We start from the raw sequence: 20,048 nt of genomic DNA on the forward strand, positions 1-20,048 counted from the left end.
CTTTAAAAAAGGAAGGCTCCCGCCTTCCTTACATGTATTTGCGATTGTAGTTTTCGATTCCCTTGACGATGCCATTGGCCAATTTGTCCAAATAGCTGTCGCTTTTTATTTGTTCGAGCTCGTCGGGATTGGACATAAAACCGCCTTCGATTAAGCAGGCTGTCATATTCGTGCGACGAAGCACGGCCAGTTCGGGACGATTTTTAATGCCGCGACTGTTTGCACCGGTTTCCTTCAGCACGGCGTTTAAAATTTCTCTAGCCAGTTTCGTTTGATCGCCGCAATCTTTTTTCAGCGCGACATCATTTTCCGATGCATAAAGCACTTCGATACCGTAGGCCGAAGGGCCGCCTGCAGAGTTAAAATGCATGCTCACGAACAGATCCGCATTGTTACGATTGGCAATGTCCGCCCGCTCACTTAATGCGATAAATTCATCGGTGGTGCGGGTCATAATGACATTATAACCTTTCGCCCTAAGCATGGCTTCTACTCTGGGTGCCAAGCGAAGTGTCAGTGATTTTTCCGTGGTTTTATCTTCGGCGACGGCACCGGAATCTTTACCGCCGTGACCAGGGTCTAAAACGATGGTCAGGTTTTTCTTTTGACCCGGCTCCATGGGCTGCGGCTTCGCTTCATTGACTTTCGGCGAAGGCATGGGCGCTTTCGTTTTTTCCGCAGGCTTCTTCGCCTCTTGAACAGGCTTTGCCTTTTCCAAGGGCTGCGGTGCCCGTGCCAGGCCGTTGTCGATCATGGCCAGCCTTTTATCTTGTTCCCATTTCACACTGAAACCCAAGGACTCCGACAGGAAACGAAGAGGTACCATGGTCTTGCTGTCGTTGTTTTGAGCCACGTATTGCGTCAATCTGGGAACGGAGGCCGCGTCGATTCGCATTTTCTTTCCGTTCACGTAGACGACGGAGCTGTTAATCTTCAGCTTCACGTCTTTGTCCATCATGGAGATGCTTACCGATTGGGTCTTTTGATTCCAAGTGACATTGGCGCCCATAAGCTCCGTGAGTTCTCGAATGGGAACGAAGGTGCGGCCGTTGTCCACATAGGGTTTATAGTCACTGTATAAGTCAAAGCCATTTACTTTTACATTGGCGACACTGACATTTCGATTGCTTCCGTTGGTTTTTACGCGCATCGTCGCGCCGGCCGCTTCCGAATAACCTGTAAGTATGAAAAGGAATGAAAAGCATAGGGCGAAACTTTGTAATAAACGTTTCAAGGGAACCTCCTTCAAATTGGTAACACTTTGTCACTAATATTATGGTTCCCGACCTCTTAAAAGTCAAACGCTCCAGCGTCTTTGTAATTTTACTGTAATTTTACCAAGGCGCCGTAAAGGGCATCGGGCCCGGGTGCGGCAATTTCTTCTTCGCCTCCGCGGCTGTTTTTATAAACCACTCTGTCACCTTCCGTGACTTCGCCGATTTTCGTAAATAAAATGCCTCGATCATGCAATTTCTTTTCCATGGCTTCAAAGTCGTCTTTGGCTAAGACAACCAGCATGGATCCGCTGGAAATAAGCCGGTACAAATCCACTTCGGCCTTTTTTGCCACGGCTTTTGTGGATTCTAATACGGGAATCGCCTCTTTGTCGATGGCCATGCCCACCTTCAGGGCCTGTGCCATTTCCCAAATCGCACCTTCTACCCCGCCTTCAGTGACATCGTGCATGGCACGAATGGAAAAATCCGCTGCCACTTCGCCTTCCGCCTGAACACTGAGTTGATCCACCAGCGCCTGCCCTTCTCGAAGCAGCGCCTCACCGATGTCTTTCAGGGCGTCGGCACAATCCGTGGTGAGGATCGCCGTGCCTTCCAGCCCGGCATACTTGCTCATGGCTACCACATCGCCGATACGCACTTTCGACGGATCGGGCACTTTGTCTTTGCTGACGCGCCCGACGACGGTGGAAATCATAATGGGTTTTGACACCGTGTCGGTAATCTCCGTGTGGCCGCCAATAATATCCATATTGACCGCATCGGCGGCCTTTTGCGCATCGGCCATAATGGTTTCAATGTCTTCCGACGTGGTGTTGACGGGAAGGAGTAAGGTGAGCAGAACCCCTACGGCATCAGCGGATTTCGTGGCCACATCGTTGACGCTGATATGAATGGCCAGTGCACCTAAGTTTTCCGCCGCACCGGTAATGGGATCGCTGCTTAAGACGATTAAATCTCCGCCGAAGTCCAGCATGGCCGTGTCTTCGCCGATGGAAGAGGCGCCCAGGACTTCTTTTCGCTTCGATTTTATTTTAGAAAGGATCAATGCATCTAATTCTTCGTTGGACAGTTTTCCTACATCCTTGTAAACTTTCATGAATGACTCCTATATGCTGGCGCCGTTGCCGGCGGTGCTGTTGGCCGCGTTGCCGCTTTCCGCAGCATTATTAGCCCCTTCGGTTTCGCCGGATGCGGACGCATCGTCGCTTGTATCCTCGCCGGTTAAGTGGGCCGTTAATTGGAAATAAACCACATCGGCCACCGTTGCCGTGGGCTCTTCTTCAACTTTCACATTCAATACATCTTCCAATTGACTGCACCAGGTCTTTACCACTTCGGCATCTTTCGTTTCCCCGCGAATGGATAAGGTGCCTCCTTGGTAGTCTATTCCCGTTACCGTCAAGGTGTCGGGGGCCGAAGATTTCACTTTCGTAATGGCATTGGCAATGTCGGCGCTCACTTGTGCCCCACTGCTGTCATCGGAGGTATTCGAGTCCTCTTGCGCCATTTCCTGTTCGTGGGTCTTGACGATGAGATCGCGGTTTTGTTGTTTTATTTTTTCACCGTAGACAAAGGAGCCGATGAGAATGGCAAAGGCCGCCACAACAGCTGCAATGGGCAGATAATAATTTTTGTCGATACCGACGGTGCGATTGCCTTTCGTAAACAGGGCGGTGACATCGCCATGTTCCGCCACGACGGCGAAAAGATCTTTTAAAGCCAGGGGCTTATAGACTTCTTCGTCCATCAATGCGGCGAAAAGGCCGCTTTCTACAAAGGAACCTGCGATTAATTGCCTGTCGTCCAGAGCGAAATCGCCACCCATGTGTTCGACATGGCCCAAGGCTTCGTAATAGGCCGATTGCATCTCTCTTTTGATGGTGGCGGGATCCACATCGCTCATGCGCTCGTCAAAATGATCGTCGTTGATCCGCAGGACATCTTCCGCTTCCAGCTCATTTCTGTTCATGAAATCCAAGACGGAATCGTTAATCTCCGTGCGGTCAAAGAAGCGATTTTCATGGCCGTAGTAAAAGCCCAAATGGCCGGTGCCGACGAAATTCACCCTTGCACCACCCATCCAATGGGCATATTCCAAACAAAGGGTGGAAAAGGGAATTACGCCGCGAAACTTGATTTCGCATTTTTTCGCCAAATCTCTGTAGCCGTCAAGGATTTCGTCGGGACATATGGTAATCAATAAATGATGAATGTCATCGTCGGTTTTTAAATCCACCGAGTCCAAGGTGTATTCCTCTAAATCCTGAGGAAAAAGAGACGGGCATTCGTTCTCGATCAGCGACGCCCTTTCCTTATCCGTCATCGACGGCACGTGCATGGTGCGATTAACTGCCAAATCGGAATTAATGACAAACAAAGCGTGGCTCTTGGTCAGCTCATTTTCTTCCAAGGTCTTTTTTAAGAGATAATGTAATTGTGCACTGTCTAAAATCTCGCCATTGCTTACGACATTCATCGGAATGTCAAAAGAATGAAGCTCGCTTATTGTTTTGTTTTCGTCTAAATTTGCTATATAGCAGCGTCGATCTTCGAAGTAAATTATCGTTTCGCGCTTATTAAATAATTTCATTTCGCCCTCCTAACGGCATTATATCCCACGAATGCGTAATTTTTATGTAATTTAAAGTTTTTTCTTTACAACAACAGTACGACAAGTAAAAAAGCCCATAGGAAAAAGGGAAACATGGGCACGGCCTTTTGCCTGCAGATATTTAAAAAATAGAGTCCGCCGCCGATGAGGGCAGCCGAAACGAAGCTTGTGGTAAAAAATAAATAGCTTCTCCAAATTCCGTGGATGCCCGAAGCGAGCATGGCGGCGTAATAGATGTCCCCCTCCCCCACCGCCTTGGGAAAAAGTAAATAAAGGGCACCTATGAGGCAAAGCATAAATGCGCCGCTTAAGGGGTGAAAGGATCCGTTGAAAATCAGAACCGAAACAAAAATCATGCCGCAGGCGACGAGGTCTTTTGTAAACACATCCCGATGGCGAATGTCTTCCAGCGCCAAAAGGTACATGGCAAATAGGGCGACGACAAACGATATAGAATTTGTCGCCACCCCCATGTAGTGTAAGCAAAAGACAGCGAGTGCACCCCCGATCCCCTCGCTCAGCGGATGGAATTGGGAAATTTTTTCACCGCAAGTACATCTTCCCCGACAGAGACCGAAGCCGATGACGGGAATTAAATAGGGCCAGGGAATACTGCAGCCGCAGGATTCGCAGCGGCTTCTTCCCTTGATCCAATTTTCGCCGCGCCGGCGCCTGTCATCGTAAAGATTGAAAAAGGAGACAATGGAAGCGGCGAGAAAAAAGGCGGCCGAATAGATCAGTATCATTTTTGTTTCGCTTGATCGGACTTCGCCGTATCAGGCACCAAGTTATTATCTTTATCTATTTTTACCATGCCGGGTGAGACGATAACATTTCCTTTGTCCATCGTTACGGTGAAATTAGGTACCTTTAATGCCTTCGCCGGCTTCGGGACTTCTTCGGATTCCAGATAGGGCTTGATCTTTCCCATATCGATGGTCGTTTCATCAGGATGATCCATCGAATAAAGAATGGCCGCATTTTTTATCACCCGCACATTGGCATTATGGGCCGTGGCTTGAGCACTTAAATTGGACCGTTGATACCGCGGAATGGCAATGGCGATAAGGAGCGCTAAAATAGCGATGACGATAATAAGCTCGATGAGGGTAAATCCCTTTTTCTTTTTCATAATTTCCTCCTAAAAACTGTTTACCATGTCAAACATGGGAATGGCGATGGAAAAAATAATAAATCCGACGACGACGGCCATGAGAACAATCAAGGCCGGTTCCATATAGATGCTGATGCGCTCGGCACGATTTTTTTGGCGCCCCTCCTCCAAGTGAATGGCCACGGCAAGCATCTCGCTTACGGCGGAAGAGGCTTCACCTAAGGCGACGAAGGAGCAGTTCTGCGCCTTAAATAGCTCGCTTTCCTCCATGGCCGCAGACAACGCCTCGCCTTTCATGAGGCCCTGAATCATCTCCGACGCTTTTCTCTTAATATAGGGATTTTCCGCCCCTTCGTTTAAATTCTCCATAATCCGCAACAGATCCACCCCATTGTCCATTTGCATCTTCATGGTTCTCAGTTGCCTCAACTCAAAGGGGTCACGGTAAAATGGCGCACCAATGGGCAGATGATACCACCGGCGATAAAAACCTTCGGCGGTTTTCGGATGATTCTTTAAAAGCAGAATCACCAAAACTAGGATAAGCAGCGCCGCAAGATAGATCATGCCGAAACGATTGACGTGATCGGCAATGGCCATGAGCATGCGAGTCATGAGGGGTAGGGGCACTTGTTGGGACTCGAAGACGTCAGTAAATACAGGAAGCACCGAGTGGAGCACCACCTGCAAGACAAAAAGAGACGTAATCATGAGGATAATTGGATAGGCCAGGGCATTGGCAAGATTTCTGTGCATTTGTTGTTCCTCGTCGAAAAAAACCGCCAATTGATGGAAGATGTCGCCTAAGGTGCCCGCCGACTCGCCGCTTTTGATCATGCCCGGAACAAATTGAGGAAAACAGTCGGCTTCATCAAATGCCTCGGATAGTAGCTTCCCCTGTCTCACGGATTCCACGATGAAATCCAGCTTTTTCTTCCGGAGCCCTTTGGACTCCTGCGCCATTAATTCCATGACCGTAACCAAATCCAAACCGCCTGAAGACATTAGGGCCAGTTGGGAAAACAGAAGGGCCAATTGCCCTTTCGGAATTGTGGATCGGGGCTTAATTAACTGAATCTTACCGCCTGCCCGTTCCAGGGAGACAATGCGATAGCCTGCCTGATGAAGCTTTTCCCGCGCCGTCTGTAAATTTTCGGCCTCCATTTCGTTCGTCAGCAGGTTTGAATCCCCGTCAATAATTTTATATTTAAATTTCATGGCTCACCTACAGGGTCATAATGGTGCGATAACCTTCCTCGAGGCTAATGGTACCCGCAAGAATCTTCTCTCGCAGGGCATCCCTTAAAGGAATCATCCCCGAGGCCGCGGCCGCAGCCCGCAAGGCATCCAAACTGACGCCCGGCTTAATTAAATTCCGCATTCTCTCGTCCATGACCATAATTTCAAACACAGCTTCTCGACCGGTATAGCCATCGTAGCAATGTTCACAGCCCACCGCTTCATAGGTGGGGCCGTCGATATGGAAGTAATCGTCTTTTCGGGCAACTTCTTTCTTGCAGTGATCGCAAAGCTTTCGCACAAGGCGTTGAGAGATCACGCCGATGATGCCCGCCGACAACATGTAGGGCTCGATGCCCATGTCCATGAGACGAATCATAGCCGAAGGCGAGTCTGTGGTATGTAGGGTGGAAAAAATCAAGTGCCCGGTTATGGAAGACCTTAAGGCGATCTCCGCCGTTTCCATGGATCGTATTTCCCCCACCATCATGACTTCCGGATCCTGGCGTAACATGGCTTCAAGCCCCGTCGAAAAGGTAATGTTCGCCTTGGGATTCACCTGCATTTGATTGATCCCGTCGATGGCAAATTCCACAGGGTCTTCAATGGTGAGAATGTTGCGCTCCACGCTGTTTAAGAGTTGAATAAATGTATAGAGGGTGGAGGTCTTCCCCGAGCCCGTGGGGCCGCAGATCAACACCAAGCCCAAGGGCTGACGCAATAATTTTTCCACTAAAGCCAAATTTTCACCGTCCAGGCCGATGCCTTCCGGCGTATAGTTTAAGCCCCTTCGGTCCAATAAGCGAAGGACCAGCTTTTCCTCGCCTTTCACGGGAATGGCCGAAGCCCGCACATCCACGTCGCGACCGTCGTATTGAAAAGTAAAGCGTCCGTCTTGCGGCTTTCTTTTTTCGCCGATATCCATTGACGAGAGAAATTTTATCCGCGTCACAAATTCCGAATACAACTGCTTCGGATAGGTGCCGTACAAAAAAAGCGTGCCGTTTCGCCGCATACGAACACGCCAGTCTTCACCGGCAGGTTCAATATGCACGTCGGAACAGCGCGCTTCGGCGGCATCGTTTAAAATTGTTTCGCTTAATCGGACGGCACTGACAAGGCCCGTCGAAACAGTATCCTGACTCTTTCGAGGGGCTTTGTCTTTCGTTGTGGAAAAGGGAAATTTCTTATCCATCACTGCCTCCAAATACTGCGGGCCATGAGCTGCCCGTCTTTACTGGGATTCTTTCGATTTGTCCACATCCGTGCGCGTGTAATCGCAATCCGGATTATGGCACTGGATGCGCGTGCCTCGCTTTGTCGCCTTTTTCGTCAAAATGTCGCCGCATTTCGGGCAACGCTCGTCGATGGGCTCATCCCACGAAACGAAATCGCAATCGGGATACTTGTCGCAGCCGAAAAATTTCCGTCCCCGTTTGCTCCTTTTAATGACGATTTCGCCTTCGCCGCACTTCGGACACTTGACGCCGATTTTTTCAACCAAGGCTTTGGTGTTGCGGCATTCGGGAAAACCGGGACAAGCGAGGAATTTGCCGTAGCGTCCCATTTTGATCACCATGTTGCGTCCGCATTTTTCGCAGATAACATCGGTGGGCTCGTCGCGAATTTCGACTTTCTCGATTTCTTTTTCTGCCCGCTCCAGGTATTGGGCCAATTGCTTATAGACGGGATCCACGGCCTTTTGCCAGGCAAGCTCCCCGTCGGCCACGGCATCCAAACTGTGTTCCATTTTCGCCGTGAAATCTTCGTCGACGAAGGAGGGAAAGTAATCCGTCAAGAGATCATTTACCGTTTCACCGAGCTCCGTGGGCACAAAGCGCCGCTCCTCGCTAACCACATAGTAGCGGGAAAGCAAGGTGTTAATAATCGGCGCATAGGTACTGGGTCGACCGATGCCCAGCTCTTCCAAAAGTTTAATCAGAGAGGCTTCATTGTAACGGGCCGGCGGCTGAGTAAAGTGTTGTTCCGGCAAAATCTCCTTAACTTTTAAATGTTCCCCCACTTCAAAGGCGGGAATTTCCTTGTCCTTTTGCTCCTTCGAGGGGAAGACTCTTAAGAAACCATCGAAGACCAGGGTATTGCCGTTGACTTGGAACATTTCCGTGCGGCTCGAAAGCTTCACTTTTTGCGTATCGTAAAGAGCCGCCGTCATTTGCGATGCCACAAAACGAGACCAGATCAATTGATAGAGGCGAAACTCGTCGCGGCCCAGGCTGTCTTTTAAACTCAAGGGCGTTCGGTTCACATCCGCCGGGCGAATACACTCGTGGGCATCCTGTGTGTTTTCTTTTTTCTTCGACCAAGTCGAGGGCGCGCTGTACTTTTCACCATAGGCCTTTAAAATGTGGGCCTTCGTTTGAGCCACGGCCTGTTCGGAAATCCGCGTGGAGTCGGTACGCATGTAAGTAATCAAACCCACGGAGCCTTCCCCGGGGATGGTGATCCCTTCGTAAAGCTTTTGCGCCACCTGCATGGTCTTTCGGGTGGTGAAATTCAGGCGCTTGTTTGCCTCCTGTTGCATGGTGGAGGTGGTAAAGGGCGCCGAGGTGCGGCGCTTTCTCGATCCCTTTTGAATGTCTGAGACCACCAATTCCTTCGCGTCCATGCGCTTCATCACGGCATCCACATCGGCTTTGGTATTTAGTGTCACCGATTGAACTTCCCCGTCGACGAGCGTGCCGAAATACTTCGCCTCGAAGGTTTTTCGGTTTTTCAGGGCTTTGGCAACGATGGTCCAGTATTCCGAAGGTTCAAATTCGTTGATCTCTTCTTCACGATCGCAAATAATCTTCAAAACCACCGACTGCACCCGCCCGGCGCTGAGTCCGGACTTGACCTTCTTCCACAAAAGGGGGCTGATTTTATAGCCCACAAGGCGGTCCAAAATCCGCCGCGCCTGTTGGGCATCCACCAGCTCCATATTAATGGGCCTGGGATTCTTAATCCCGTTTTTTACGGCATTTTTCGTAATTTCGTTAAATGAAATCCGTACATTGTCCTTGGGGTCCATGTCCAAAATGTGGGTCAAGTGCCAACTAATAGCTTCCCCTTCCCTATCCGGGTCAGTTGCGAGAAGGACTTTATTTGCTTTTTTCGCTTCCGCCTTCAGCTCTTTAATGACCGGGCCCTTGCCCCGAATATTAATGTACTTCGGTTGATAATTGTCTTCTATATCGATGCCTAGCTTCGACTTAGGCAAATCGCGAATATGCCCCACTGTGGCCACGACTTTATAATGGCTGCCCGCCATTTTGCGGATGGTCTTAGCCTTTGTGGGCGACTCCACGATAATCAGATTCCTTGCCAATTTATCCCATATCCTTTCCAGCGTTATAGTATTTCAATACAGTTGCTGTCCACACCTGTAATAAGATTTTTTAGTTCCAGCATAGTCAATACGCTTAACACGTCGGTAATATTCCAACCGATTTGCTCCATGAGAGCCTCTGTGTTTTGATTGCCGTCCTTTATACTATCATACAATGTTTTTTCTTCCAAAGAGAGTTGAGAAAGATCCGCCGAAGTTTCCTTCTTTTTTATCTGGTACACGGGATGATTCAATATGTCTTCCGGCGAAAGGGCGATGGAGGCCCCGTCGAAAATCAGCCGATTGGTGCCTTGACTGTATATAGAATCCACATTGCCGCACACGGCAAAAACCTCCCGGCCGTATTCCGCCGCCAAACGGGCGGTAATCAATGAGCCGCTTTTTTCCTTGGCTTCCACCACCAAGACCCCGTCGCCTAATGCCGCGATGATGCGATTTCGCTCGGGGAAGCGAAAAGGCTGCGGCGATGTATAGGGCGGGTACTCGCTTAAAATCAGCCCGGTCGATTGAATGGCCTCGTAACAGGCGCGGTTGCTCCTCGGATAACAGTCGCCGATGCCGTTTCCTAGGACGGCGATGGTTTCACCACCGACGTCCAACGTGGCCTGATGAGCCAACTTGTCGATGCCGAGAGCCAAGCCGCTAATGATGACGAGGCCCGATGATGCCAGTTGTGAGACGAATTTTTTGCAGACCCGTTGGCCGTAATCCGTGTGTTTTCTCGCACCAACGACTGAAAGAGCCGGCTTCGCCATTAATTCCACATTGCCTAAAGCGTAGATGACCATGGGCGGATCCGGCGTCAGGGCCAGCTTTTCCGGATAAAAATCGTCGCCTACCACCAATGTCTGAATGCACTGGGTTTCCAACACCTTTTTCCGCTTGCTCAAATCCCGCTTCAAAAACATCTCCGTGCGGGTCTTTAACTTTTCGGGAATCCGATCGTCTTCAAAAAGGGACAATTGCCCTTCCTCTTCGGTCATGTAGCCGTAAAGTTCCATCATTTCAGCGTTGGGCATGCCGGCGAGGGACAATTGGATGAATAGGGCGCGTAAATCTTCTCTTATTCCGACCAATATTTTCCCTCCACAGATTTATAGCGCACAGCTTCCAAAACGTCCTGATCCGTAATGGGCCCGCCGTCTCGTAAATCGGCAATGGTGCGAGCCACCTTCAGCACTTTATGTAGGGACCGTCCGCTGAATTTATATTTTTTGTACGCCATATCCAAAAGCTTTTGCGAGCTTTCAGATAGTTGACAGTATTTTTCCACATCGCGATCGGGAATATCCGCATTGGTCATAATCCCCGTGCCCTCGAATCGCGCTTTTTGATAGCCGCGGGCCCGTTCCACCCGCTCCCGCACCGTTTTCGAATCTTCGCCTTTCACCGTTTCCTTCATGTCTTCGTAACTAATGGGCTTCACTTCCACCTGCAAATCGATGCGATCCAAAAGGGGATGGGAAATCTTCCCCAAATACTTTTGAATCTGCTGCATACTGCAACTGCATTCGTGATTGGGGTCTTGATAGTAGCCGCAGGGACACGGGTTCATGGAGGCGATAAGCTGAAAATCCGCCGGAAATTCCAAACTTGCCGTAGCCCGCGCCACGTGGATCTTCCCGTCTTCCATGGGTTGGCGCAGAACTTCCAACACGCTGGATTGAAATTCCGGAATTTCATCGAGGAACAAGACGCCGCGATGGGCCAAGGAAATTTCGCCCGGCTTCGGGATGCGGCCGCCGCCGATTAAGGATACGCCGGATGCCGTATGGTGGGGCGAGCGAAAGGGCCGTTCCGTCATCAGCCTATTTTCCGTCAAAAGACCGGAGACGGAATAGATCTTTGTCACTTCGATGGCCTCTTCAAAGGCCATGCGGGGCAAAATCGTGGGCAACCGCTTGGCGCTCATGCTCTTTCCGCTGCCCGGCGGGCCGATCATTAAAAGATTATGGGCCCCTGCCGCCGCCACTTCCAGGGCCCGCTTTAATTGACTTTGGCCCTTAATATCGGCAAAGTCCACGTCAAATGACTTCATGTGATTCATCGGGTTTTCCACAATGGCTTCTTCGATGGCGGATTCGCCGGTGAGAAGGGAAACCACTTCTTTTAAATTGGAAGCGGGATAAATGCTTACATCGCGAACAATGGCCGTTTCGTTTTCATTGGCCTTGGGAACGATGAACTTTTTGTAGCCCAATTCTCTCAGCGAAATCACCATGGGAAGGGCGCCGCGAATGGCGGAGATTTCGCCGTTTAACTGAAGCTCCCCTAAAAATATGTAATCGTCGATCACCTTTGGATCGCCAAACCCTTCGGCGGCCAAAATGGATACGGCCACAGCTAAATCCATTTGCGAGCCGTCTTTACGTCGATTGGCGGGAGACAAATTCACCGTGATGCGCTGTTGTGGGTAGGGCATGCCGATATTTTTAATGGCCGCATGAACCCTTTCCCCGGATTCACGAATTTGTGCGTCGGGTAGTCCCACCATAAGAAAGCGCGGAAGCCCGCGACTTAAATCGCATTCGACTTCCACGACAAATCCGTCTAATCCTTCTAAACTGCAGGTTTTCACTCTCGCATACATGTTATTCCCCCAAGTCATTTCCGTCGAAGGCATTTTTTATGTAATGAATCATCGGTTTTTCCGTCAAGAACACTTCGATGACATCGAATCGAGCCTCCCGATAAAAAGGCGATCTGTGCGCCAGGTAGTGCTCCGCGGTCATATAGATCTGGCGGCGCTTAAACAAATCTACGGCATCCTTCGGGTCGCCGTAGGAGACATTGGTCCGGGTCTTCACTTCGGTAAAAACCACAACGCCTTTAATAAAACTGATGATATCGATTTCACCATGCTTAAAACGAAAATTCCGCTCCAAAATTTCGTGGCCCTGTTTTTCTAAAAACTTCGCCGCAATCGCCTCGCCCGTTCCGCCGACGTTCATACATCCTCCCCACTATACTCAATAATATATACTAAATCCCCCTTTAGCACAATTGTTTTATACCGTAATTTTAAAGCCAAAAGGAATTTTTACGATGGGCACCATGCTTTTGTCCATTTGCCTTATTATAGCAAAAATCTTAGAGCGTTTAGCATAAAAAAATTTGCCGCCGTGGCGACAAATTCATTTTCTTCTCTTTAGTTTTCTCTACGGCGCCGCTCGGTATCTTTTTGATTGTCCGAATAGCGGTCTTTGTTGTAAATACCGATGCAGAGGGCGAAAAGCAGAGAGCAAATGCCCGCCGTGATGCATACGACGGAGATAAATATATTGATCAAGCTGGATCGCTCGAAGAGGCGGTTCAGTACCATAATCAGTGAAAACATACCGATAAACACCAGGGCCAAGCCGGGTAAGTAGCGCATAAATTTCATTTGCTTGCCCATCATGTTAATGACGAAGGTAAGAATCAAAGCGATAATCACCGCCAATACCAAGATGCCTATATACTGTAAGTTTCCGTTTAAACTTTCAGAGATTTTCGATAACATATGATCCTCCTACTTGCCTGGCACCCGAGAATAATACGTCCTTTTCGGGTCGGCCTGTTCCATGAGATTTTGTAATTGACGCTCGTCCAGGGTGCCTTTGGTCTTGACCAGTTGCAAGAGATTGCCGTAAATGTCAATGTAGGCCACATCGTCTTTTTCGCGGTAGACGGTAAACAGTTTTTCTTCGTCTTGATATATATCGATGATAAACAGATTGTCCCCGGCGATACCCACGTCGTCTTTTGCCTTATTATACCCTACTTTCATTAAATAGTCAGTCTTGCCTTTGCGAATGACATAGGTGGGATGATCGATGCGTTGATCGTTAAAGATGGCGCCGTCGGGAGCGAAAATGGCATCGGATCCGATAACGGGTCGTAGATCGACGCTTTCATCGGTGAGGGCCTGAATCTTCGTCACCACCCAGCGTCCCTGAAGGGGCGAGCGATTGATGGCGGGTTTTTCGATGGTTCGGTAATCGCCTTTCACGGGCCCGCAGGCCGTTAAAAACAGAAGTAAGATGAGAACTAGTTTTTTCATGCCTCCACCTCGCTTCCCAAAGGAATAATGATTCGTATGGTGGTGCCCACGTTTTTTTCCGATACGATTTGAATGACGCCGTTATGGAGTTTCACGATTTCATCGGCAATGGACAGGCCGAGCCCCGAGTGGGAATTGGAGTGTTTGCCCTTGTAAAATTTTTCCTTGGCCAAAGCCAATTCGTTTTCGTCCATGCCTACGCCGTTGTCGGAGATGATCATTTCGTAATTTGGGTAGTTTTTCCGTGCCTCAAAAAGCACCCATCCGCCAGGATCGGTGAATTTGATGGCGTTGTCGATGAGATTGATGAGCACCTGCCGCAGCCGGTCTTCATCGGCTGTGAGAAGCACCACTTCTTCATTGATTTCGTTAACTAAGTGAATGTCCTCTTTCGATGCTCTGGGCTTCATTTGCTTCCACACATCTTGGCAGGTGGAGGTAATGTCGAAGCGATCTTTTTTCAATGTGATTCTGCCGGAAATGTATCTGGAAAAATCCAAGAGCTCTTCCACCATTTTCGACAGACGATCCGTTTCTTTTTCGATAATATCGAAGCCCTCGTTCATGACCTCGGTTTCCGTCGGATCCGTGTCTTTGAGCACCGCCGCCCAGCCTTTAATGGAGGTAAGGGGCGTGCGCAATTCGTGGGAGATGGAGGAGATAAAGTCGTTTTTCACCTGTTCTTTTCGCACGATTTCCGCGGCCAGCGTGTTAATGGATTGGGCCAATTGCCCTAATTCGTCGTCTCGCTTCATGACGATATGCTTTTTGTACTGGCCGTCGGCCAATTGAATGGCGGTGGACTGAATCTCTTCGATGGGTCTTGTAATGCTTTTCGCCAACATGCGGCTCGCCACCACGGCGATGGCGATAACAAAGGCCGTTAAAATCATGAGGTAGCGGATTAGCGTCCACACCGAATGAATGGCCGGCGCCAATGACGAGGAGTAGCGCAAAACGCCGATGACGTCGTTGTCGTTGGAGTAAATCGGGCGGGAGACGGACAGTACCTTCGTGTCGGAATAGGGCACGGGGCCGATGCGAAAGCCGGCCTTTCCCGCAAGGGCCTGAGCGACGTCAGGATAATCTTTTACAGGGTCGTTAATGGCGCCGATGGAATCGTAGACCAGTTGGGCGTCGTTATCCATCATCTGCACCTGGCCGCCGAATTGATTGAAGATCATATCGTAGTCGCTGTTCAGAAGTTCGTCGATGCTGCGGCTTTTAAAGTAACGATCGTAGGTGTAGACGGCGCTGTTTAATTGTTGATTTAAGTAAAATTTCACCCCGCCGTACGTGTATTCGCGAAAGCCGAAAATCAAAGCCAGGTCCAGGAGGCTCACGGTTAAAAGAATCAGGGCGACGAAATTTCGCGTCACCGTTTTTCGAATGGAATGTTTCATGCGTCGACGGCCGTGTTTTTCCAGCGGTAGCCCACGCCCCATACGGTTTCGATGGTGACGGGGTGGGCGGCGTCTTCTTCCACTTTCGAACGCAGACGACGAATGTTGACATCCACGATTTTACTGTCCCCTAAAAATTCTTCGCCCCACACGGCGTTTAGAATCTCGTCGCGACTTAAAGCGCGATTGGCGTGGGTAATGAAGAACTTCACGATTTCGTGTTCCGTCGGCGTGAGCTCGATTTCATTGCCGTTTTTGTAAAATTTATGGCCGAAGACATCCACTTTAAATATGCCCGATTCCAAAAAGCGCTCGCCCTTTTTCTCCCCTTTGCTTTCGCTTCCGATGCGCCGCTCCAAGGATTTGATGCGCAGGGTAAGCTCCGTGGGATTAAAGGGCTTGGTAAGGTAGTCGTCGGTGCCGCTTTGCAGGCCCATGATCTTGTCGTAATCCTCGGCCTTTGCCGTAAGCATAATTATGCCCAGGTGCGGGAAAGACTTTCTCAGGCGATCGCAGACTTCGAATCCGTCGATGCCTGGGAGCATAATGTCCAAAAGCACGATGGCGGGCTTTTCCCTTTCGGCAATTTCAAGGCCCTCTTCGCCGCTTCCCGCTTCGTAGACTTCGAAGCCTTCTCGCTCTAAATTAATTTTTATAAACTTGCGAATGGATACTTCATCTTCCACCAGTAGAATTTTCGTCATCGGCTCCTTCTCCCTTCAAAATGTGCGTCTACTTTTTCCTTTATCATGGCATAGAGTGGCGGAAATTTCCGCACCGGCTCGATGCGTTCATAGACATCTTTTTGCTTGATCCCGTGGCTTGTCCAGGTGCCGCCGCCTCCGGCCGCATTGAGAAGAATGGGCTCGATTCGGTCCATGGCCAAAGCGAAATGGGACTCCGGCGTCTCTTGGGCTTCAAACTCTTCCCAAAGAGCCCGCATTTCTTCGTCCTGTTCTTCGGGAAGCATGCCGTACAAATGCTCCGCCGCCCGCACTTCCCGCTCCCGCTTGGTCTTGTTGTTTTCCGTGTCGTAGGCGAAGGTGTCTCCCGCTTCGATTTCCACCACATCGTGGAACAAAAGCATAAACACCACCCGCTCCATGTCTATCCCCTCCGGCGCGTACTCCTTTAGGATAAAGGCCATGGCCGCAATATGGAAGCTGTGCTCCGCGTCGTTTTCAAAGCGATCGGCATGGAGAAGATGGGTTCGGCGATAGACGCTTTTCATCTTTTCCAGCGCGTAAATAAAATCGATCTGTTTGTCTAATCGTTGGCTCATAATCATACGGCGAAATAGAAATCGCCCGCTCCTTTTTTCTTCTCGTATTCCTTTAATTGATTCGCTTCAAAAATGCCTAGATCCGTGACCACGCCGAAGACTAAATTCGGCGGCGTCACGTCGAAGGCCGGGTAATAGCCCTTGACCCCTTCCACTGTGTGCTTGATGCCGTGGGCACTTAAGCTCTCCTCGGGATCCCGCATTTCGATGGTCAAATCCTTTGCACTTTGAATGTCCATGTCGGGGATCCCCGTGGCGTAATAGGGAACGCCGAAGTACGCCGAGACGATGGCGATTTGGTGGGTGCCCACTTTATTTACGATACTGCCGTCCATGCAAATGGAATCCGCCGCCGAAGTAAATAAACTGATGCCGTGATTTTCAATGTACGCCGCCACCATATTGTCTGTGATCACCGTGGTGTCCATGCCCATTTGAGATAAGACCGAAGCGGTAAAACGGGCGCCCTGTAAAAAGGGGCGGGTCTCCGGGCAGACAAAGGAAATATCTTTTCCGCTCGCTATAATTTCCCGCGCCAGCATGCCGATGATGGTTTCGCCGAAACACTGGGTCATGACCGTGCCCTCATCGGGCAGAAGGTCCATAAAATGCTTCGCTACCCGATGGATGGTGGCGTAGCGCTTTTCCATGGAATGAAGGGCGTGATCCCGCAGAATTAAATCCAAATCCTCGTCGTCTAAATGGTCCTTCGCCAGGGCAAGGGCGCCCTTCGTTACCTGCGCCATACGCATGGCCGTCGTGGGGCGGCCGCTGGCCAGTACCGCCGCCGCCTCTTCCAAAAAGCGCAGCCGCGCCGCTCCCTTTAAGTGGCGGGATTCGTGTGCCGCAAGGGCCATGCCCATGGCCGCCGCCGTGTAAGGCCCCGCCGATTGCGTCACCATGTTTTTCAAGGCGTCGCGCACCTCGACGTGGGTCTTGCAACGCACATATTCCACCCGTACGGGATAAATGCGTCGGTCTAAAATCGACACGACGCCGTCTTTATAATAAGCCACGTGCTCCGCCTGAAGCATGTAAGCTAAATCTCCGTCAAATTCCATACAGACCTCACTTTCCATGTATAATAGTACCATATTCAGGAAAGAGAAACGAGGTTATCATGCATTACGGAATCATCGGCGGCACCGGCTTCGAGGCGCCCTTTGCTGCCGCTAAAGAAGAAATTTTTTCCACACCCTACGGCGATGCCAAGCTGATTTATCCCGAAAACAAGCCCTATGTTTTCGTCTCGCGCCACGGCACGGATCACACCATCCCCCCGCACAAGGTGCCTTATCGGGCAAACATCTGGGCGCTGAAAGAAATCGGCGTTACGGAAGTGTACGGCATCAGCGCCGTGGGCAGTTTAAAAAAAGAATACGGCCCCGATTCCATCGTCTTGTGCGACGACTTTTTAGATTTTACAAAGACACGGCCCCACACCTTTTACGACGGCGACCACCATGTAGCCAAGCACATCGCCATGGACGCGCCCTACGATTCGGAATTAAACGACGCCTTTGAGGCGGCCTACGGCGAAAAGCTTCCCCGCGGCGTTTATGTAGCCACGGAAGGCCCCCGCTTTGAATCCCGCGCGGAAATAAAATTCTACGCCTCCATCGGCGGCGATGTGGTGGGCATGACCAATGTGCCGGAAGTGGTTCTCGCGAGAGAACTGGGCCTGCACTACGCCAATATTTGCCACGTCATCAACTACTGCACCGGCGTGGAAGACACCATGGTGATTTCAAAATCCGAAGCGGCGCGGAACAACATCCTCCACGCCGTGGACACCGTCTTTACTTCCGATCGCAGGCCGCGAGAGGCGCGCATCGATCTCTTATAATGCTACACGAATAATGGTACACGAAAAAAACCGACGGCCGATCCTTTCGATCACGCCGCCGGTTATTTTTATCCCGCCACGTAGACGGCATCTTCGCCGTCGTATTCTTTAAAGTGTACGATGATTTTTTCCGACTGGGCCGTGGGCACATTCTTGCCGATAAAATCGCCGCGAATGGGCAGTTCTCTGTGCCCCCGATCCACGAGACCCACCAGCTCCACGAGCTTCGGTCGGTCTTTTACCATCAATGCGTCCATTGCGGCGCGCACCGTGCGGCCGGTGTAGAGCACATCGTCTACCAAGACCACCCGCTTGCCGTCGATTTTTCCCATAAATTCCATGGGCATGAAGGCTTCGTCCCGCCGATCGTCTCTAAAAAAGCCGGGATCAAGGGTGTACACCGGCACATGAACGCCTTCGATTTCTTTCATCTTTTCTTGAAGGCGACGGGCGAAAAATTCGCCTCGCGTCACGATGCCAATGAGAACCACGTCGTCCAGTCCTTTGTTTCGCTCGATAATTTCATTGGCGATACGCGCCGTGGCCCGCTTCATGGCCAATTCATCTAAAATCTTGTGCATCGGTCCCCTTTCTCCTTTCGAATGTAGGCGAGCATGCGCTCGGGAAGTTTCGACGTCAAGGCCACAACATCACCCGTAATGGGGTGGGTGAAGGCCAGATGGTAGCTGTGAAGCAGGAGCTGTTTCTCCTTGTCGTTCTTCGCCCCGTATAGGGGATCGCCTAAAAGCGCGTGGCCAATTGATGCCATGTGCACGCGAATTTGATGGGTGCGACCTGTGTGAAGGGCCACGCGAAGCAAGGTGGAATCCCGAAAAGCGAGAACGGGCACGAATTCCGTCAAGGCTTCTTTGGAGGGATACACCCCCGCCGCCATGCGGATGCGATTTTTCGGATCTCGCCCAATGGGCGAATCGATGGTGCCCGCTTCCCGAATCACGCCGCGGCAAATGGCGTAGTAAATCTTCTCGACCCGACGATTCTGAAAGGCTTCCACCAATCCCTCGTAGGCGGCGTCGGTTTTTGCTACCACCATGACGCCGGAAGTGTCCTTATCCAATCGATGGACGATGCCCGGGCGAAGGGGATCGCTTCCCTTTGCCAGGTGATGGAAGCGGTGCATCAGCCCGTGGACCAGGGTCGCTTCTTCTCTGCCTGCCCCGGGATGGACCACGAGGCCGTAGGGCTTGTCGATGCAGGCCAGATGCTCGTCTTCGTAAAGCACCTTAAATGCCACCTTCTTCGCCTCCAGCACATAGGGCGCTTCCTCTTCGTAGGCGATTTCATCGCTCCCTTGAAGCTTATAGCCCGCCTTCACCTTCTGCCCGTTTACCGTGACGCGGCCCTCGTCTACGGCCCGCTTCACTTGGGAGCGGCTCATTTCGAGTTTTTCGGCGAGAAATTGATCCAGGCGAGCTCCGCCATCTGTCCCTGTGAATTTATGAATCATGGCTGTCCTTTTCGTCTCCTAAAAAGACGTGGATCATAAGCAAAATCGTGCCCACGACGATAAAGGAATCGGCGAGATTAAAGACGGCAAAGTCGTGGCCGAAGAAGCGGAAGGACAAAAAGTCCACAACGAAGTGGAGGCGCAATCGGTCGATGAAATTGCCGACGGCCCCCGCCAGAATTAAGACCAGTGCCACGCGCAAAAGCCCCCTCACCTCGTCGCGCTTTCTGTAAATGCCGTAAAGCAAAAAGCCGATGACCGCAACGGTAATCACGATAAAAAGGGGCCGGCCTTCCTGTAAAATACCGAAGGCTGCGCCGCGATTTTCAACATAGAGCAGGCGAAAAAAGCCCGGGATGATCGCCACTTCGCCGCCGCCTGCCAAATGGCGGACGACTGCGAATTTGGATAACTGATCCAAAGCGATGAGTATAAGAATAATTAATGTTACCATAG

The 20,048-nt window shown here is 50.6% G+C and carries 21 protein-coding genes; 1 reads left to right on the plus strand and 20 read right to left on the minus strand.

What is annotated here, in order from left to right:
- Positions 1-28: 28 nt before the first annotated feature.
- From WKT05_RS01410 to WKT05_RS01490, 17 genes are all read right to left on the minus strand, one after another.
- A complete protein-coding gene (locus tag WKT05_RS01410) occupies positions 29-1,234 on the minus strand; it encodes an N-acetylmuramoyl-L-alanine amidase (RefSeq protein ID WP_340412611.1) in 1,206 nt (401 codons plus the stop codon).
- Positions 1,235-1,323: 89 nt separating this feature from the next.
- Positions 1,324-2,334, minus strand: a complete 1,011-nt coding sequence (locus WKT05_RS01415) for an AIR synthase family protein (RefSeq protein WP_340412612.1) — start codon at positions 2,332-2,334, stop codon at positions 1,324-1,326.
- 9 nt (positions 2,335-2,343) lie between these two features.
- Positions 2,344-3,828, minus strand: a complete 1,485-nt coding sequence (locus WKT05_RS01420) for a hypothetical protein (RefSeq protein WP_340412613.1) — start codon at positions 3,826-3,828, stop codon at positions 2,344-2,346.
- 65 nt (positions 3,829-3,893) lie between these two features.
- A complete protein-coding gene (locus tag WKT05_RS01425) occupies positions 3,894-4,595 on the minus strand; it encodes a prepilin peptidase (protein WP_340412614.1) in 702 nt (233 codons plus the stop codon).
- Entirely contained in the window at positions 4,592-4,981 is a 390-nt protein-coding gene (locus tag WKT05_RS01430) for a prepilin-type N-terminal cleavage/methylation domain-containing protein (RefSeq protein WP_340412615.1), read from the minus strand. Before WKT05_RS01430 ends, WKT05_RS01425 begins: the two co-directional genes overlap by 4 nt.
- A gap of 9 nt (positions 4,982-4,990) precedes the next feature.
- Positions 4,991-6,181, minus strand: a complete 1,191-nt coding sequence (locus WKT05_RS01435) for a type II secretion system F family protein (protein WP_340412616.1) — start codon at positions 6,179-6,181, stop codon at positions 4,991-4,993.
- A 7-nt stretch (positions 6,182-6,188) separates the two neighbouring features.
- On the minus strand, positions 6,189-7,397 hold the full coding sequence (locus tag WKT05_RS01440) for a GspE/PulE family protein (RefSeq protein WP_340412617.1): 1,209 nt from the start codon (positions 7,395-7,397) through the stop codon (positions 6,189-6,191).
- A 39-nt stretch (positions 7,398-7,436) separates the two neighbouring features.
- A complete protein-coding gene (topA, locus tag WKT05_RS01445) occupies positions 7,437-9,530 on the minus strand; it encodes a type I DNA topoisomerase (protein ID WP_340412618.1) in 2,094 nt (697 codons plus the stop codon).
- A 23-nt stretch (positions 9,531-9,553) separates the two neighbouring features.
- On the minus strand, positions 9,554-10,627 hold the full coding sequence (dprA, locus tag WKT05_RS01450; RefSeq protein WP_340412619.1) for a DNA-processing protein DprA: 1,074 nt from the start codon (positions 10,625-10,627) through the stop codon (positions 9,554-9,556).
- Positions 10,615-12,141 (minus strand): YifB family Mg chelatase-like AAA ATPase, encoded by a 1,527-nt coding sequence (locus WKT05_RS01455; RefSeq protein WP_340412620.1) that lies wholly within the window; start codon positions 12,139-12,141, stop codon positions 10,615-10,617. The genes dprA and WKT05_RS01455 overlap by 13 nt, the downstream gene beginning before the upstream one ends.
- A 1-nt stretch (position 12,142) precedes the next feature.
- Complete coding sequence (locus WKT05_RS01460) at positions 12,143-12,502, minus strand: YraN family protein (RefSeq protein ID WP_340412621.1); 360 nt, start codon at positions 12,500-12,502, stop codon at positions 12,143-12,145.
- Between the two features lie 197 nt (positions 12,503-12,699).
- Positions 12,700-13,053 (minus strand): cytochrome C biosynthesis protein, encoded by a 354-nt coding sequence (locus WKT05_RS01465; protein ID WP_340412622.1) that lies wholly within the window; start codon positions 13,051-13,053, stop codon positions 12,700-12,702.
- A gap of 9 nt (positions 13,054-13,062) precedes the next feature.
- On the minus strand, positions 13,063-13,593 hold the full coding sequence (locus tag WKT05_RS01470; RefSeq protein ID WP_340412623.1) for a hypothetical protein: 531 nt from the start codon (positions 13,591-13,593) through the stop codon (positions 13,063-13,065).
- A complete protein-coding gene (locus WKT05_RS01475) occupies positions 13,590-14,996 on the minus strand; it encodes a sensor histidine kinase (protein WP_340412624.1) in 1,407 nt (468 codons plus the stop codon). Before WKT05_RS01475 ends, WKT05_RS01470 begins: the two co-directional genes overlap by 4 nt.
- Positions 14,993-15,700 (minus strand): response regulator transcription factor, encoded by a 708-nt coding sequence (locus WKT05_RS01480; protein WP_340412625.1) that lies wholly within the window; start codon positions 15,698-15,700, stop codon positions 14,993-14,995. Before WKT05_RS01480 ends, WKT05_RS01475 begins: the two co-directional genes overlap by 4 nt.
- Complete coding sequence (locus WKT05_RS01485) at positions 15,697-16,278, minus strand: HD domain-containing protein (RefSeq protein WP_340412626.1); 582 nt, start codon at positions 16,276-16,278, stop codon at positions 15,697-15,699. Before WKT05_RS01485 ends, WKT05_RS01480 begins: the two co-directional genes overlap by 4 nt.
- A gap of 2 nt (positions 16,279-16,280) precedes the next feature.
- Positions 16,281-17,339 (minus strand): s-methyl-5-thioribose-1-phosphate isomerase, encoded by a 1,059-nt coding sequence (locus WKT05_RS01490; protein ID WP_340412627.1) that lies wholly within the window; start codon positions 17,337-17,339, stop codon positions 16,281-16,283.
- 59 nt (positions 17,340-17,398) lie between these two features.
- Between WKT05_RS01490 and WKT05_RS01495 the strand changes: the two genes are divergently transcribed.
- Complete coding sequence (locus WKT05_RS01495; protein WP_340412628.1) at positions 17,399-18,124, plus strand: MTAP family purine nucleoside phosphorylase; 726 nt, start codon at positions 17,399-17,401, stop codon at positions 18,122-18,124.
- Between the two features lie 68 nt (positions 18,125-18,192).
- Here WKT05_RS01495 and pyrR read toward each other — a convergent pair whose 3' ends face one another.
- From pyrR to lspA, 3 genes are read right to left on the minus strand one after another with little or no spacing between them, the layout of a single operon-like run.
- Positions 18,193-18,705, minus strand: a complete 513-nt coding sequence (gene pyrR, locus WKT05_RS01500; RefSeq protein WP_215507384.1) for a bifunctional pyr operon transcriptional regulator/uracil phosphoribosyltransferase PyrR — start codon at positions 18,703-18,705, stop codon at positions 18,193-18,195.
- The gene (locus WKT05_RS01505; RefSeq protein WP_340412629.1) at positions 18,690-19,592 is read right to left on the minus strand and encodes an RluA family pseudouridine synthase; all 903 of its coding nucleotides are present in this window, start codon (positions 19,590-19,592) and stop codon (positions 18,690-18,692) included. The genes pyrR and WKT05_RS01505 overlap by 16 nt, the downstream gene beginning before the upstream one ends.
- Positions 19,582-20,046 (minus strand): signal peptidase II, encoded by a 465-nt coding sequence (lspA, locus tag WKT05_RS01510; protein WP_215507380.1) that lies wholly within the window; start codon positions 20,044-20,046, stop codon positions 19,582-19,584. The genes WKT05_RS01505 and lspA overlap by 11 nt, the downstream gene beginning before the upstream one ends.
- Positions 20,047-20,048 lie beyond the last annotated feature (2 nt).

It is taken from the genome of Peptoniphilus sp. HCN-40583, from assembly GCF_037892835.1.
Classification (GTDB): Bacteria; Bacillota; Clostridia; order Tissierellales; family Peptoniphilaceae; genus Aedoeadaptatus; species Aedoeadaptatus rachelemmaiella.